Source organism: Erwinia sp. S38, assembly GCF_016624545.1.
GTDB lineage: Bacteria > Pseudomonadota > Gammaproteobacteria > Enterobacterales > Enterobacteriaceae > Erwinia > Erwinia coffeiphila.
Window position 1 is genome coordinate 156,921 of sequence record NZ_JACVTS010000012.1, and the last position, 15,300, is coordinate 172,220.

At 56.7% G+C, this 15,300-nt stretch carries 13 protein-coding genes and 1 other RNA gene; 10 read left to right on the top strand and 4 right to left on the bottom strand.

Translation table 11 applies throughout. The annotated features are described in order from the left end of the window. Nucleotides 1-266: 266 nt before the first annotated feature. Complete coding sequence (gene serA, locus IBT46_RS15000) at nt 267-1,505, top strand: phosphoglycerate dehydrogenase (RefSeq protein ID WP_105592353.1); 1,239 nt, start codon at nt 267-269, stop codon at nt 1,503-1,505. 83 nt (nt 1,506-1,588) lie between these two features. On the opposite strand, the gene IBT46_RS15005 is transcribed toward serA, so the two are convergent. The 3 genes from IBT46_RS15005 to zapA form a co-directional block, all read right to left on the bottom strand. Then, entirely contained in the window at nt 1,589-2,176 is a 588-nt protein-coding gene (locus IBT46_RS15005) for a 5-formyltetrahydrofolate cyclo-ligase (protein ID WP_200546328.1), read from the bottom strand. A gap of 91 nt (nt 2,177-2,267) precedes the next feature. Then, nucleotides 2,268-2,452, bottom strand: a non-coding RNA gene (ssrS, locus tag IBT46_RS15010) — 6S RNA. 42 nt (nt 2,453-2,494) lie between these two features. Further along, nucleotides 2,495-2,824, bottom strand: coding sequence for a cell division protein ZapA (gene zapA, locus IBT46_RS15015; RefSeq protein WP_105592351.1), 330 nt, complete (start codon nt 2,822-2,824; stop codon nt 2,495-2,497). A 172-nt stretch (nt 2,825-2,996) separates the two neighbouring features. On the opposite strand from zapA, the gene IBT46_RS15020 reads away from it, so the two are divergent. From IBT46_RS15020 to IBT46_RS15055, 8 genes are all read left to right on the top strand, one after another. Continuing rightward, nucleotides 2,997-3,575, top strand: coding sequence for a YecA family protein (locus tag IBT46_RS15020; protein WP_105592350.1), 579 nt, complete (start codon nt 2,997-2,999; stop codon nt 3,573-3,575). Nucleotides 3,576-3,631: 56 nt separating this feature from the next. Next, nucleotides 3,632-4,948: a Xaa-Pro aminopeptidase gene (gene pepP, locus IBT46_RS15025; RefSeq protein ID WP_200546329.1), complete on the top strand. Its 1,317-nt coding sequence runs from the start codon at nt 3,632-3,634 to the stop codon at nt 4,946-4,948. Further along, nucleotides 4,945-6,123, top strand: a complete 1,179-nt coding sequence (gene ubiH, locus IBT46_RS15030; RefSeq protein WP_200546330.1) for a 2-octaprenyl-6-methoxyphenyl hydroxylase — start codon at nt 4,945-4,947, stop codon at nt 6,121-6,123. The genes pepP and ubiH overlap by 4 nt, the downstream gene beginning before the upstream one ends. A 13-nt stretch (nt 6,124-6,136) precedes the next feature. Beyond that, the gene (gene ubiI, locus IBT46_RS15035; RefSeq protein ID WP_200546331.1) at nt 6,137-7,339 is read left to right on the top strand and encodes an FAD-dependent 2-octaprenylphenol hydroxylase; all 1,203 of its coding nucleotides are present in this window, start codon (nt 6,137-6,139) and stop codon (nt 7,337-7,339) included. Between the two features lie 1,073 nt (nt 7,340-8,412). After that, nucleotides 8,413-9,510 carry a glycine cleavage system aminomethyltransferase GcvT gene (gene gcvT, locus IBT46_RS15040; protein ID WP_200546332.1) on the top strand — a complete coding sequence of 366 codons (1,098 nt, stop codon included), beginning with the start codon at nt 8,413-8,415 and terminating at the stop codon, nt 9,508-9,510. Between the two features lie 95 nt (nt 9,511-9,605). Beyond that, nucleotides 9,606-9,992 (top strand): glycine cleavage system protein GcvH, encoded by a 387-nt coding sequence (gcvH, locus tag IBT46_RS15045; protein WP_200546333.1) that lies wholly within the window; start codon nt 9,606-9,608, stop codon nt 9,990-9,992. A 117-nt stretch (nt 9,993-10,109) separates the two neighbouring features. Further along, entirely contained in the window at nt 10,110-12,983 is a 2,874-nt protein-coding gene (gene gcvP, locus IBT46_RS15050) for an aminomethyl-transferring glycine dehydrogenase (RefSeq protein WP_200546334.1), read from the top strand. A 69-nt stretch (nt 12,984-13,052) separates the two neighbouring features. Beyond that, entirely contained in the window at nt 13,053-13,796 is a 744-nt protein-coding gene (locus IBT46_RS15055) for an SDR family oxidoreductase (RefSeq protein ID WP_105592343.1), read from the top strand. A gap of 24 nt (nt 13,797-13,820) precedes the next feature. Here IBT46_RS15055 and IBT46_RS15060 read toward each other — a convergent pair whose 3' ends face one another. Further along, entirely contained in the window at nt 13,821-14,429 is a 609-nt protein-coding gene (locus IBT46_RS15060; protein ID WP_200546335.1) for an HD domain-containing protein, read from the bottom strand. 208 nt (nt 14,430-14,637) lie between these two features. Here IBT46_RS15060 and IBT46_RS15065 point away from each other — a divergent pair, with 208 nt between their 5' ends. After that, complete coding sequence (locus IBT46_RS15065; protein WP_200546336.1) at nt 14,638-15,291, top strand: hemolysin III family protein; 654 nt, start codon at nt 14,638-14,640, stop codon at nt 15,289-15,291. Nucleotides 15,292-15,300 lie beyond the last annotated feature (9 nt).

Here is a 15,300-nt window from a genome sequence, read left to right on the forward strand (position 1 = left end):
TGTCACAGTAGATGACTCAGCCGCGCGATCCTCCTGAAGCTATGCAACGCATCATGATTTTCTATCGGTTTGTTCTGGCAGAAGGCACCGCCGTGCTGTGGGGCAGGCAATCGTTTGTATTGCTGCCAGCGTAAATTTTGTTATTTTGACAGAAGGCAATCTTATATCCCCGTCACTGTTCATCTCGCTTCGCGATGCCGCGGTGGCAAAATGAATGGTAAAAGGGATTCAGCCACATCTGAAGTCTGCTAAATAAAGGTCGGGAAATGGCAAAAGTATCACTGGAGAAAGACAAGATTAAGTTCTTGCTGGTGGAAGGCGTACATCAGAGTGCGGTCGATAATCTCCGCGCTGCAGGTTACACCAACATTGAATTTCACAAAGGTGCACTGGATAGCGAGGCTCTGAAAGAGTCCATTCGCGATGCACACTTTATCGGGTTGCGCTCCCGTACTCATCTTACCGAAGAGATCTTCGCCGCCGCTGAAAAGCTGGTTGCCGTAGGCTGCTTCTGTATCGGGACCAACCAGGTTGACCTGAATGCCGCTGCATCTCGCGGTATCCCGGTGTTTAATGCACCTTTCTCCAATACCCGATCCGTAGCTGAACTGGTTATCGGCGAGCTGCTGCTGATGCTGCGCGGCGTGCCGGCGGCCAACGCCAAAGCGCACCGTGGCGTGTGGCATAAACTGGCGGTAGGTTCGTTTGAAGCGCGCGGTAAAAAGCTGGGCATCATCGGCTATGGCCACATTGGTATGCAGCTGGGCGTGCTGGCCGAGAGCCTGGGCATGCACGTGTTCTTCTACGACATCGAAAGCAAGCTGCCGCTGGGCAATGCAACGCAGGTACAGCATCTTTCAGATCTGCTGAACATGAGCGATGTGGTGAGCCTGCACGTTCCTGAAACTCAGTCCACGCAGAACATGATGGGTGCAGAAGAACTGGCGCTGATGAAGCCGGGTTCTCTGCTGATCAACGCTTCGCGCGGCACCGTGGTGGATATCCCTGCGCTGTGCAAAGTGCTGGCCGATAAGCATCTGGCGGGCGCGGCAATCGACGTCTTCCCGGAAGAGCCTGCGACCAACAGCGATCCGTTTAACTCACCGCTGTGCGAGTTCGACAACGTGATTCTGACCCCACACATTGGTGGTTCGACTCAGGAAGCGCAGGAAAACATCGGTATCGAAGTGGCCGGCAAGCTGGCGAAATACTCTGACAACGGTTCAACGCTGTCCGCGGTTAACTTCCCTGAAGTGTCGCTGCCAATGCACGGTGCCAGCGTTAGCCGTCTGCTGCATATCCACGAAAACCGTCCTGGCGTGTTGACCGCGATCAACCTGATCTTTGCCGATCAGGGCATCAACATCTCAGCCCAGTATCTGCAAACCACGCCGCAGATGGGTTATGTGGTGATTGACGTTGATGCATCGCAGGAAGTGGCGGATAAAGCGCTACAGCTGATGAAGGCGATTCCGGGTACTATCCGCGCGCGTCTGCTGTACTAATCCCGCTGGCGGGCCGAAGGTTCGCGGCACGGATTGATGCAGTAAACGACATAAAAGGCGACTTTCGAGTCGCTTTTTTTATCTCACCACTGCCAGATTTTCGACGGTGTAATCAGCGCAGGGAGTGGGATATCCCACGCGGCCATTGGGATCTTTTCCACCTGCTGACAGTCGTGTGCCAGCCCCACAGGTAAAAAGCCATGCTGCTGCCAGTTTTGCAGCGTGCGATCATAGAACCCGCCGCCCATGCCGAGCCGCTGGCCCTGTGCATCAAATGCCACTAATGGTACCAGCAGCACGTCCAGCTCGCTCAGCGGCAGCAGATTGCGGATATCCAGCGGCGGTTCCGGGATGCGCAGACGGTTTTTTTTCAGTTCGGTTTGTTCGTCATAGCGGATGAACAGCAGGTTTCCGGGAGAGAAGGGATGCAGCACCGGCAGATAGACCCGCTGCTTTCTCTGCCACAGTTTGGCAATCAGCGGCCGGGTATTCAGTTCGCCATCAACCGAAAGGAACAGCGCAATATTTTTAGCTCGCTCGAGCGGAGCGAAGCTCAGCGCGTGTTCAGCAGCCTGCACCGCAGCCAGCTGCTGCTGCTCATCGCTGAGCGCACGGCGAAGATGGCGGACGTGGGTACGAATATCCTGACGGTCGGAAAGATTAAGGTTCATCGCAAGGCTGACTCCGTTAAACGATGTCGTTGAGTGCCGTTAGCGTAGAAAAGAAACCGTACAGAAGGAAGAGTACTACAGATAAAAAGTGGGAATCTCCGAGATGCCGCCGCAGGCTGTAACCCTTGAACCCTTGGTTCAAGGTGAGTATGCCGTCGTAACCATCAGGCTTCCCGGACGAGCCGGGCATGCACACAGGTTACAGAGCGCCACACTCTGTTTGGTATGAAATATCGGCTCAGGGGACTGGCCCGCTTGCAAACATCTCAGAGAAATTTTGTGCTTCACCGTCACTGTATCACAGGTAACGACAAATTGTTATTCGAACTTCGCACCAGTACGTTCAGTAATGCGACCTTGCTCAAGTAATGCCTGCTCAATGGTCTGCTGCAACATACGAATACGCTGCTCCATGTTAGACGCATAGTCACGTGTTTTGACTTTTTCCTGCGCCAGTTCATGGCAAATATTCAGTGCTGCGATAAATACCAGCTGCTCTGTATTTGTGACTCTAGTGCGAACTTTTAAGTCTTGCAACCGTTGATTAAGGTCTTCGGCAGCCAGATTCAGCGCATCTTGCTGTTCGGGCGGACAATTTACTCTTAATGAACGGCCAAAAATTTGAAGATCTACCGGTTGTGCAGACATGCCACCTTCCTGACTGAATACTGCGCCCGCAAATACCCTTACCACGCAATGGGTCGGGAGGGGCGACACTATAAACTACCCCTGAGAGAAACAACAACCCCTTTAATGGAATCCTTGAGGTACCTGGTGTTAGCATAACACGAACTTATTCAGCCAACGATGACGAAAACGAATGTCACTATCTAACGTAATGCCGGGATACAACACTCTGGCTTCAGCACTTACACAGCAGGGCGTGGGGATGACCCCTGCCGAAATGCACGGTCTGATCAGCGGTCTGCTCTGCGGCGGCAACCAGGACAGCAGCTGGCAGGCGCTGGTTCATGACCTGACTAACGAAGGCATGGCTTTCTCCCAGTCTCTGTCGCTGCCGCTGCAGGAGTTGCATCAGGCCATTGGCGATTCTCTGGAAGATGACGGCTTTATGTTCCAGCTTTATCTGCCGGACGATGAGGATATCACCGTATTCGATCGTGCCGACGCGCTGGCGGGATGGGTCAACCATTTCCTGCTTGGGCTGGGCGTGACTCAGCCTAAGCTGGATAAAGTGAAGGGTGAAACCGGTGAGGCCATCGACGATCTGCGTACCATTGCGCAGTTGGGCTATGACGAAGATGAAGACCAGGACGAGCTGGAGCAGTCTCTGGAAGAGGTGATCGAGTACGTGCGCGTTGCCGCGCTGCTGTGCCACGATACCTTTACTCGTTCGTCACCGACCAACGTGGTCGTGCAAAAGCCAACCCTGCATTAAGCAACTGTGTGCCCTGAAGGCTTGCAAGCGGTGAATCCGTAACTTAAGGAGAGCAAATGACCCAGCAGGAATTTTTACGCCGTCGCCAGGCGCTGTTAGCGAAAATGGCCCCCGGCAGCGCGGCGCTGATTTTTGCCGCGCCGGAAGTGACGCGCAGTAATGACAGCGAATATCCTTACCGACAAAACAGTGATTTCTGGTATTTCACCGGATTTAACGAGCCGGAAGCGCTGTTGATCCTGATAAAAAGTGACGAAAGTCATAACCACAGCGTGTTGTTTAACCGCGTGCGCGATCTCACCGCTGAGATCTGGTTTGGTCGTCGTCTGGGTCAGGATGCTGCACCGCAGGCGCTGTCTGTGGATCGTGCGCTGCCGTGGGGCGAGATCGGCGAACAGCTCCATCTGCTGCTTAACGGACTCGACGTGGTGTACCACGCGCAGGGCCAGTATGGTCAGATGGATGACATCGTCTTTAGTGCCCTGGAGAAACTGCGTCGCGGTTCACGGCAGAACCTTTCTGCCCCGGCAACGCTGACCGACTGGCGTCCGTGGGTACACGAAATGCGCCTGATTAAATCGGCTGAAGAGCAGGCAGTACTGCGCGAGGCCGGTCGCATCAGCGCGCTGGCACATACCCGTGCAATGGAGCAGTCACGCCCCGGGATGTACGAATACCAGCTGGAAGGCGAAATTCATCATGAGTTCAATCGCCACGGCGCACGCTTCCCGTCCTACAACACCATCGTTGGAGCCGGAGAAAACGGCTGCATCCTGCACTACACCGAAAACGAAAGTCAGATGCGCGAAGGTCAGCTGGTGCTGATTGATGCGGGCTGTGAATATCAGGGCTACGCCGGTGATATCACCCGCACTTTCCCGGTTGGCGGTAAATTTACCGCACCGCAGCGCGAGATATATGACATCGTGCTGGCTTCGCTGTATAAGGCGCTGGCGCTGTATCGCCCCGGCACCAGCATTCGTGAAGTGACAGCGGAGGTGGTGTCTATCATGGTCAGCGGGTTGGTGGATCTGGGCATTCTGCACGGTGACGTTGAAACGCTGATTGCCGAGCAGGCGCATCGCCCGTTCTTTATGCACGGCCTCAGCCACTGGCTGGGTCTGGACGTGCATGACGTCGGCCATTACGGCGTGGATCGCGATCGCCTTCTCGAACCGGGCATGGTACTGACCATCGAACCGGGTCTGTATATTGCACCGGATGCCGATGTCCCCGCTCAGTATCGCGGTATCGGTATTCGTATTGAGGATGACATCATTATCACCGCGGACGGCAACGAAAATCTGACCGATACGGTGGTCAAAGATGCCGATGAAATTGAAGCACTGATGGCGGCAGCGAAGCAGCAATGAGCATAATAATTGCAGGGGGAGGAATGGCCGGCGCAACGCTGGCTCTGGCGATCTCTCATCTGACACAGGGACAGCTGGCGGTGACGCTGGTTGAAGCCAGGGAACCTGAAAGCCGGGCGCATCCCGGTTTCGACGGGCGGGCGATTGCGCTGGCGGAAGGCACCAGTCAGCAGCTGGCGGCAATCAATTTATGGTCGGCGCTGGAGTCCTGCGCCACGCCGATTACCCACGTTCACGTCAGCGATCGTGGTCATGCCACTTTCGTTTCGCTGGATGCCGCTGATTTTGGCGTTCCCGCGCTGGGCCACGTGGTGGAACTGCACGACGTCGGGCAGCGGCTGTTTGCCCGACTGAAGCAGGCACCGGGCATCACGCTGCGCTGCCCGAACACCGTGGCGGACGTCGCGCGCACACAGCAGCGGGTCAGTGTGACTCTGGACAGCGGTGACGTGCTGAATGCGGACCTGCTGGTGGCGGCAGACGGGACGCGTTCAAAGGTCGCGGCGGCCTGCGGGATGCAGTGGAGCAGCGATGATTACCAGCAGGTGGCGGTGATTGCCAATGTCTCTACCCAGCTGTCGCACGGCGGGCAGGCGTTCGAGCGCTTTACCGAGCACGGACCGCTGGCGCTGCTGCCGATGTCGGGCGGGCGCAGTTCTTTGGTCTGGTGTCATCCGCTGGCACAGAAAAGCGCAGTTGACGGCTGGAGCGACGATCGCTTTCTCAGTGAGCTTCAGCGCGCCTTCGGCTGGCGTCTTGGGCGATTCACTCAGGTGGGTCAGCGCCACAGCTATCCGCTCCAGCTGCAAACCGCTGCGCAGCATATTTCTCACCGCCTTGCGCTGGTGGGTAATGCTGCCCAGACGCTGCATCCGATTGCCGGACAGGGGTTTAATCTGGGGATTCGCGACGTGATGTCGCTGGCCGAAACGGTGGCCGCCGCCTGGCGCAGCGGGCAGGGCGTAGGCGAATACGCTACCCTGCATCACTATCAGCAGCGCCGTCAGCCGGACGTTGAGGCCACGATTGGCGTGACCGATGGTCTGGTTCGGCTGTTTGCCAATCGCTATCAGCCTTTAACGGTGGGGCGCAACCTGGGGCTGTTGGCGATGGATCATCTGCCGCCGTTACGTAATTTGCTGGCCGAGCGCACGTTAGGCTGGGTTAAGCGTTGAGGAGAAAGCTGTAATGCAAACATTTGATGTCATCGTTGCCGGTGGCGGTATGGTCGGTCTTGCGGTGGCCTGTGGCCTGCAAGGGAGCGGCCTGCGCGTGGCGGTGTTGGAGCGTGAAGCGCCGGTTGCCGCTGCGGCAGATGCGCCCTATGCGCTGCGCGTTTCGGCGATTAACGCCGCCAGTGAGCGCCTGTTACAGCATCTTGGCGTGTGGAGTACCATCCTGGCCACGCGTGCCAGCGCCTATCACGGCATGGAAGTGTGGGATCGCGACAGCTTTGGTCATATCGTCTTTGACGATGAGCAGCAGGGGCTGTCGCATCTGGGGCATATTATTGAAAACCGGGTGATCCACCAGGCGCTGTGGCAGCGGGCTGAGAGCCTGAGCGATATCACCCTGATTTCCCCGGCTGAACTGCAGCAGGTTGCCTTTGGCGACAACGAAGCGTTTGTCACGCTGAAAGACGGCAGCATGATGACCGCTCGTCTGCTGGTGGCCGCCGATGGCGCAAACTCGTGGCTGCGGAGCAAAGCGGATATCCCGCTCACCTTCTGGGATTATGAGCATCATGCGCTGGTTGCTAATATTCGTACCGAGAAACCGCATGATGCGGTGGCCCGGCAGGTATTCCACGGTGAAGGTATTCTGGCCTTCCTGCCGTTGAGCGATCCGCATCTTTGTTCTATTGTCTGGTCTTTACCGCCGCAGGAAGCCACTCGTCTGCAATCAATGCCGGAAGAGGTATTCAACCAGCAGCTGTCGGTGCATTTTGATCTGCGTCTGGGGCTGTGCGAGCTGGAAAGCGATCGTCAGGTTTTCCCGCTGATGGGGCGCTTTGCGCGCAGTTTTGCCGCGCACCGTCTGGCGCTGGTGGGCGACGCTGCCCACACCATCCATCCGCTGGCGGGGCAGGGGGTGAATCTTGGCTTTATGGATGCGGCGGAGTTGATTGGTGAGATCCGACGCCTGCATCAGCAGGGCCGGGATATTGGTGAGCATCTGTATCTGCGTCGTTACGAGCGTAGCCGCAAGCACAGCGCGGCGCTGATGTTAGCCAGTATGCAGGGTTTCCGCGAGCTGTTTAACGGTGATAATCCAGCGAAGAAGCTGTTGCGTGATGTCGGGCTGGCGCTGGCGGATAAGCTGCCGGGCGTGAAGCCGAAGCTGCTGAAGCAGGCGATGGGGCTGCATGATTTACCCGAGTGGTTGCGTTAACTTGGATGTTTTCTTGATGCGGTGAGCACGCTAACCGGCGGCTCCCTCGCCCGGGCGGTCCTCGCGTCGCGCTTTGCGCGATGCCTTCACTTCACTCGTCAGCCTTCGTACCGGGTCAGACGGGGCGTCCTGCCCCGCCTGCCCCTTTCGCCAGCGTCCTGCTGGCTCATACGAGCTTCCTCATTCCGTTCAGCGCTGCGGATTGCCCGTTCGAGGGAGCCGCCGGTTCGCTTAGTCACTTCTGCATCGCCTGAAAAAGTGCGGTGTTTTCGTATAAAGGATTGAGACTCTGGTTAGTTCCAATGGGGTAACATTGTTTCATTCCTGATGAAAAAGCCAGCACATAGCCGGAAAGATGACCTGCCGCTGTGCCAGACGGCCAATCCGCAGCGCTGAGGTGGAGGCATTCGGCCAGGAGACGGCAGCAGGGAAGCTGGCGTCAGGCGGGGTCGGTACATGGATGTATCGTCTCCGCCGGTCCGGAAGGCCGGATGCCGTAGCCGAAGGCACCACGCGAAGCGTGGCGCGAGGACCGACCGGCAGGCGCAGCGGCGGGTCAGCGATCGCAGAATTGCCAGCGCATCAAAATCAATCCCACGTGATACCCGCAACTAACTCAGCCCTAATTGTCCGTTGTTTTTCAGTTACTTTTTCCTCGTTTTAACGTCCCTTGCACCAATGGTGCACCCGCCGCCCCATCATTGTGCTTCGTTTGAATTATTCTAATTTAACGCTCGCAATCGCATTACTTTTAATAATGCGATAAGAAAATTCCCGGAGTCGTTTTTTATACATCGAATGCGGAATCTTTGCGATTCATCTGCGTTAAAGGCTATTTATTGTTGTTTTTGTATGCATATTTTCGATTTGTTAGCGATTGATACTGGCAGGGAGTTCAGGGGCTTTATTGCCGTTCTGTGATTTCGACCCCGTTTAACTTATGGTTAATTGCCATTTTCGGTGGTAAGTTCAAAGCCAAGATAACGTTTGCGTCAGACCGCCTGCGGGCGGTAAACGGGCGCGTCAATCACCCTGCATCCACAAGGATGGCGGACAGACAGCACAGGAAGACTATGACTCAGCAAACCCCGTTGTTCGAACAGCATCAAGCCTGCGGTGCGCGCATGGTGGACTTTCACGGTTGGATGATGCCGCTGCATTACGGTTCGCAGATTGATGAGCACCACGCGGTACGCACTGATGCCGGAATGTTCGATGTCTCGCATATGACCATTGTCGATCTGCACGGTGCCCGCACGCGGGAATTCCTGCGCTATCTGCTGGCGAACGACGTGGCCAAGCTGACTCAGCCGGGCAAAGCGCTTTACACCGGCATGCTGAATGCCTCCGCTGGCGTGATTGACGATCTGATTGTTTACTTTATGAGCGAAGACTTTTTCCGCCTGGTGGTGAACTCTGCCACCCGTGAAAAGGATCTGGCGTGGATTACCGAACATGCGGCACCTTACGGCATCGATATCCACGAGCGTGATGATTTAGCGCTGGTGGCGGTGCAGGGCCCGAATGCCCAGCAGAAAGCGCAGACGCTTTTTGATGATACTCAGCGCGCGGCGGTCAGCGGCATGAAGCCGTTCTTCGGCGTGCAGGCGGGCGATTTGTTTATCGCCACCACCGGCTACACCGGCGAAGCAGGTTACGAAATTGCCCTGCCTTCCGACCAGGTTGTGTCGTTCTGGCAACGGCTGCTGGCGGCGGGCGTCAAGCCCGCGGGGCTGGGAGCACGCGATACGCTCAGGCTGGAAGCCGGCATGAATCTCTACGGTCAGGAGATGGATGAAGGTGTCTCTCCGCTGGCGGCCAATATGGGCTGGACCATCGCCTGGGAACCTGCCGACCGGGAATTTATTGGCCGTGAAGCGCTGGAATCCCAGCGTAAAACCGGCACCGAGCAGCTTGTAGGGCTGGTGATGACCGAGAAAGGCGTGCTGCGTAACGAACTGCCGGTGCGCTTCACCGACGCTGACGGCAACCTGCGTGAAGGGGTCATAACCAGCGGATCGTTCTCCCCAACGTTGGGTTACAGCATCGCGCTGGCACGCGTTCCTGCCGGAATCGGTGAACAGGCCATCGTGCAAATTCGCAACCGCGAAGTGCCGGTGCAGGTCACTAAACCTGTTTTTGTCCGTGCCGGTAAACCGGTAACAAAATAAATCTTAAACTACCCGTCCCGTTCATGCCGGGCAGGGGCTCCAAACGCACCCGCGGCATGAGCGCTTAACGGAATTATCTTTTTTGGAGAGCGTCGATGAGCAATGTACCAACCGATCTGAAATATCGTGACAGCCATGAATGGGTACGTAAAGAAGCCGATGGCAGCTACACCGTCGGCATCACCGAACACGCTCAGGAACTGCTGGGTGACATGGTGTTTGTTGACCTGCCGGAAGTTGGAAATACCTACGCTCAGGGCGACGACTGTGCGGTAGCGGAGTCCGTTAAGGCGGCTTCCGATATCTATGCGCCACTGAGTGGCGAAATTATCGCGGTTAACAGCGAGCTGGAATCTTCGCCGGAGCTGGTAAACAGCGATCCTTACAGCGACGGCTGGCTGTTCAAAATCAAAGCCAGCAATGAGTCCGAACTGGATGACTTGCTCAGCGCCGCCGACTACCAGGCGTCTATCGAAGAGTAATGCCTTAACCGGTCGCGGCGAAGACGGAATAATTTCTGCCTTCGCCGCTGACGACGCCGGTGAATCATCACCGGAAACCCTTTTGTCGCACTAAGCCCGAAGCAGGATTTACCGCTCATGACCCAGACTCTCAGCCAGCTTGAACATCACGGCGCGTTTATTGAACGCCATATCGGACCTTCGCCAGAGCAGCAGGCTGCCATGCTGAACACCGTCGGCGCAGATTCACTGACCGACCTGATCTCGTCGATTGTTCCCGCAGATATTCAGCTTCCCAGCCCGCCGCCGATTGGCGATGCGCTGACCGAACATCAGGCTCTGGCCGAGCTGAAGGCGATTGCCGCGCAGAACCTGCGTTATAAATCCTATATCGGCATGGGCTACACCCCGGTTCTGACGCCGCCGGTGATCCTGCGTAACATGCTGGAAAATCCGGGCTGGTACACCGCCTACACCCCTTATCAGCCGGAAGTTTCTCAGGGCCGCCTTGAAGCGCTGCTTAACTTCCAGCAGCTGACGCTGGACCTGACCGGGCTGGACATTGCCTCCGCCTCACTGCTGGATGAAGCCACCGCCGCTGCGGAAGCGATGGCGATGGCGAAACGCGTCAGCAAGCTGAAAAACGCCAACCGCTTCTTCGTGGCCGATGATGTGCATCCGCAGACGCTGGATGTGGTGCGTACCCGTGCGGAAACCTTTGGCTTCGAAGTGCTGGTCGATAAAGCGGAAAAAGTGCTTGAGCTGCAGGATATCTTCGGCGTGCTGTTACAGCAGGTGGGTACCGGTGGTGAAGTGCATGATTACGGCAGCCTGATTAGCGAACTGAAAAGCAAAAAGATCGTGGTCAGCGTGGCCGCTGACTTTATGACCCTGGTGCTGCTACAGGCACCGGGTAAACAGGGTGCGGATATCGTCTTTGGCTCGGCTCAGCGTTTCGGCGTACCGATGGGCTACGGCGGCCCGCACGCGGCTTTCTTCGCTGCCCGTGACGAACATAAACGTTCCATGCCTGGTCGTATCATCGGCGTTTCTCGCGATGCTGCCGGAAATACTGCGCTACGCATGGCGATGCAGACTCGCGAGCAGCACATCCGCCGCGAGAAAGCGAACTCCAATATCTGTACCTCGCAGGTGCTGTTGGCCAATATTGCCAGCCTGTATGCAGTGTTCCACGGTCCGGCCGGGCTGAAGCGTATTGCCGGGCGCATCCATCGCCTGACCGATATTCTGGCCGCCGGGCTGCAAAAAGGCGGTCTGACCCTGCGCCACCACAGCTGGTTTGACACGCTGACGGTGGAAGTGGCCGATAAAGCGGCGGTGCTGGAACGCGCCCTGAGCTTCGGCGTGAACCTGCGTACTGATATTCTGCACGCGGTGGGGATTACCCTGGATGAAACCACCCGTCGCGAAGATGTCGCGGCGCTGTTCTCTATCCTGCTGGGTGAAGAGCACGGTCTGGACATTGAGGCCCTGGACGCGCAGCTCAGCGCTGACAGCCATTCCGTTCCGCCAGCGATGCTGCGTGAAGATGCCATTCTGACCCATCCGGTGTTCAACCGTCATCACAGCGAAACTGAGATGATGCGCTATATGCACAGTCTGGAACGAAAAGATCTGGCGCTGAATCAGGCAATGATCCCGCTGGGCTCCTGCACCATGAAGCTGAATGCGGCCGCAGAGATGATCCCAATTACCTGGCCGGAGTTTGCCGAGCTGCACCCGTTCTGCCCGGCAGAGCAGGCTACCGGTTATCTACAGATGATCGGCCAGCTTTCCCAGTGGCTGGTGCAGCTGACCGGTTACGATGCGCTGTGCATGCAGCCCAACTCGGGCGCACAGGGTGAATATGCCGGTCTGCTGGCGATCCGTCGCTATCATGAAAGTCGTAACGAAGGCGGCCGCAATATCTGCCTGATCCCGAGTTCCGCACACGGTACCAACCCGGCCTCCGCGCAGATGGCAGGCATGGATGTTGTGGTCGTAGCCTGCGATCGTCAGGGGAATATTGACCTGCACGACCTGCGTCTTAAGGCTGAACAGGCGGGCGAAGTGCTCTCCTGCATTATGGTCACCTATCCGTCAACCCACGGCGTGTATGAAGAAACCATTCGTGAAGTCTGTCAGATTGTTCATCAGTTTGGCGGCCAGGTTTATCTGGACGGTGCCAATATGAACGCGCAGGTGGGCATCACCACGCCGGGCTATATTGGTGCTGATGTTTCCCACCTTAACCTGCATAAAACCTTCTGCATTCCGCACGGCGGCGGCGGTCCGGGCATGGGGCCGATTGGCGTAAAAGCGCATCTGGCACCGTTTGTACCGGGTCACAGCGTGGTTCAGATTGAAGGCATGTTGACCGAACAGGGCGCGGTATCCGCAGCACCGTTCGGCAGCGCCTCTATTTTACCCATCAGCTGGATGTACATTCGTATGATGGGTGCAGAAGGGCTGAAGCAGGCCAGTTCTGTGGCGATTCTGAACGCTAACTACATTGCAACCCGCCTGAAGTCGGCCTATCCGATTCTGTATACCGGACGCGATGGTCATGTTGCGCACGAATGTATTCTGGATATTCGTCCGCTCAAAGAACAGACCGGCATCAGTGAACTGGATATCGCCAAGCGCCTGATCGATTACGGCTTCCACGCGCCGACCATGTCATTCCCGGTGGCGGGAACGCTGATGGTGGAGCCAACCGAATCAGAGAGCAAAGTCGAACTTGACCGCTTTATCGATGCGATGCTCTCCATCCGCACCGAGATCGATCGCGTATCGGCGGGCGAGTGGCCCGCTGAGGATAACCCGCTGGTTAATGCACCGCACACCCAGATGGAAATCGTTGGTAGCTGGGAGCATCCTTACAGCCGCGAGCTGGCCGTGTTCCCTGCGGGCAGCGCTAACAAATACTGGCCAACGGTTAAGCGTCTGGACGATGTTTACGGCGACCGTAATCTGTTCTGTTCCTGCGTGCCGATGAGTGAATACGAATAAGGCTGATGGTCTGATGTGATAGCCTTAAGGGACGACGCTGAGTCGTCCCTTTTGCTTTCTGGAGGTTCAATGAATATCGCTCTGGTTACCGGCGGCAGCCGTGGTATCGGCCGCTCAACTTCTTTGCTGCTTGCCACTCTGGGCTGGACCGTCGCGGTTAATTACGCCCGGCGGGCAGATGCCGCCGAAGAGGTGGTGGAACAGATTACCGGTCAGGGCGGCAGGGCTTTCGCCATCCAGGCCGATGTGTCCGATGAAGCGCAGGTGATGGCGATGTTTGCTGAAATCGATCGCCATCCGGGTCAACTGACCGCGCTGGTCAACAATGCGGGGATACTGTTTCAGCAGGCTACGTTGGAACAGCTGACGGCGGAGCGTATCAATCGGGTATTTGCCACTAATGTGACCGGCAGCTTCATCTGCTGCCGCGAAGCCGTTAAACGCATGGCTTTTCATCACGGGGGTAAGGGGGGAGGGATTGTTAACGTCTCTTCCGCCGCGGCTCGCACGGGCTCACCGGGAGAATATGTTGATTACGCGGCCTCAAAAGGCGCGATGGATACGCTGACCAAAGGTTTATCTCTTGAGGTAGCGGCGCAGGGAATTCGGGTGAACGGCGTGCGTCCGGGGTTTATCTACACGGAGATGCACGCCGATGGCGGTGAGCCGGGGCGGGTAGATCGCGTGGCGTCGGGCATTCCGATGCAGCGTGGCGGCCAGCCGGAAGAGATCGCCCGCATTATCGCCTGGCTGCTGAGCAACGATGCATCCTACGTGACCGGGACGATCGTTGACGCGGCAGGGGGCCGATAAATACGGGCAATTCCGGGCCGGATACTACAGCAGCCAGCCTCTGGCGTGGGCGTTATCCAGATGATGTTGCAGATGGTTCCACAGTTCCGGCCACTGCTCGGCCAGCTTCACGTTGCGCGCTTTTACCTGCTCAAGACGGATGCCGTTTTCTTTCCAGCTCTGTCCTTCATTGTGCAGGTTAAGCATAATCGGCAGCGCGCGGTCGAGCATGTTAGCAAAGCGCGATTCGGCAGTGTCCCCGTCTTCATATTCGTTCCACAGCGCGCGGAACTGCTGGCTCTGCGCGGCAGGCAACAGGCCGAAAATGCGCTCGGCTGCGGCCATTTCCTGTTCCTGCACGGCTTCGCGTGCGGCAAGGTCATACACCAGTACATCTCCGGCATCGATTTCCACCACATCATGCACCAGCGCCAGCTGGACGGCGTGCTGCACGTTAATAGTTTCAGTGGCAAAAGGTGCCAGGCTCATGGCGGCCATCGCCAGATGCCAGCTGTGCTCGGCGGAGTTCTCCTGCCGTGCATTGTCAAGCAGCCGGGTGCGGCGCTCAACGCTTTTAAGCTTGTCCAATTCCATTAAAAACTGCACGACTTCGGTCATCGCACCGAAATCTAAGGCTGCTACCCTGTCAGACATAATGACTCGCTTATTCTCTGATAAAAGTTCACGGATAGTTTAAGGGAAACGTTTGCCTGGCACACGGGAGAATGTGTGTTACAGGATTTCACAGAATTTTTTAAGCTTACATGTGTACTCTGAAATTATTCTCAGCTAGGCTGATGATGATTTATCGACCACGGCTTTTGCTGGCCGCATGATGATTAATAAGAGAGAACGAACTGATATGGTTCATCAAAAAATACTGACGCGTGGCTACTCGCTGGCGGAAGAAATTGCCAACAGCATCAGCCACGGCGTGGGCTGCCTTTTCGGGATTATCGGCCTGGTTTTACTCCTGACCCAAGCTATTGAAAGCCGTGCCAGCGCGCTGGCCATCACCAGCTACAGCCTTTACGGCGGCAGCATGATCCTGCTGTTTCTGGCCTCAACCCTCTACCATGCCATTCCGCATCAGCGGGCAAAATACTGGCTGAAAAAACTCGATCATTCGGCGATTTATCTGCTGATTGCAGGTACCTATACGCCCTTCCTGCTGGTAGGGCTGAAGTCACCGCTGGCTCACGGCCTGATGGTGGTGATCTGGAGCCTGGCGCTGGCAGGTATCGTCTTTAAGCTGGCTTTCGCCCATCGTTTTGAGGCGCTGTCGCTGGTGACCTATCTGCTGATGGGATGGCTGTCGCTGATTGTTATCTATCAGATGGTAACGAAACTGCCTGCGGGCAGCGTGGGGCTTTTAGCGGCGGGGGGCGTGATTTATTCGCTGGGGGTGATTTTCTACGTGGCGAAGCGCATACCCTACAATCATGCCATCTGGCACGGTTTTGTTCTGGGCGGCAGCCTGTGCCACTTCTTCGCTATCTACCTTTACGTCATGTAAAACAGGCTG

Excerpts from the sequence above, each read along its gene's own strand:
- zapA (WP_105592351.1), bottom strand. The coding sequence starts at position 2,824 with ATGTCTGCACAACCGGTAGATCTTCAAATTTTTGGCCGTTCATTAAGA.
- IBT46_RS15005 (WP_200546328.1), bottom strand. The coding sequence starts at position 2,176 with ATGAACCTTAATCTTTCCGACCGTCAGGATATTCGTACCCACGTCCGC.
- IBT46_RS15055 (WP_105592343.1), top strand. The coding sequence starts at position 13,053 with ATGAATATCGCTCTGGTTACCGGCGGCAGCCGTGGTATCGGCCGCTCA.
- IBT46_RS15060 (WP_200546335.1), bottom strand. The coding sequence starts at position 14,429 with ATGTCTGACAGGGTAGCAGCCTTAGATTTCGGTGCGATGACCGAAGTC.
- gcvH (WP_200546333.1), top strand. The coding sequence starts at position 9,606 with ATGAGCAATGTACCAACCGATCTGAAATATCGTGACAGCCATGAATGG.
- gcvT (WP_200546332.1), top strand. The coding sequence starts at position 8,413 with ATGACTCAGCAAACCCCGTTGTTCGAACAGCATCAAGCCTGCGGTGCG.
- serA (WP_105592353.1), top strand. The coding sequence starts at position 267 with ATGGCAAAAGTATCACTGGAGAAAGACAAGATTAAGTTCTTGCTGGTG.
- IBT46_RS15065 (WP_200546336.1), top strand. The coding sequence starts at position 14,638 with ATGGTTCATCAAAAAATACTGACGCGTGGCTACTCGCTGGCGGAAGAA.
- gcvP (WP_200546334.1), top strand. The coding sequence starts at position 10,110 with ATGACCCAGACTCTCAGCCAGCTTGAACATCACGGCGCGTTTATTGAA.
- ubiI (WP_200546331.1), top strand. The coding sequence starts at position 6,137 with ATGCAAACATTTGATGTCATCGTTGCCGGTGGCGGTATGGTCGGTCTT.
- IBT46_RS15020 (WP_105592350.1), top strand. The coding sequence starts at position 2,997 with ATGTCACTATCTAACGTAATGCCGGGATACAACACTCTGGCTTCAGCA.
- pepP (WP_200546329.1), top strand. The coding sequence starts at position 3,632 with ATGACCCAGCAGGAATTTTTACGCCGTCGCCAGGCGCTGTTAGCGAAA.
- ubiH (WP_200546330.1), top strand. The coding sequence starts at position 4,945 with ATGAGCATAATAATTGCAGGGGGAGGAATGGCCGGCGCAACGCTGGCT.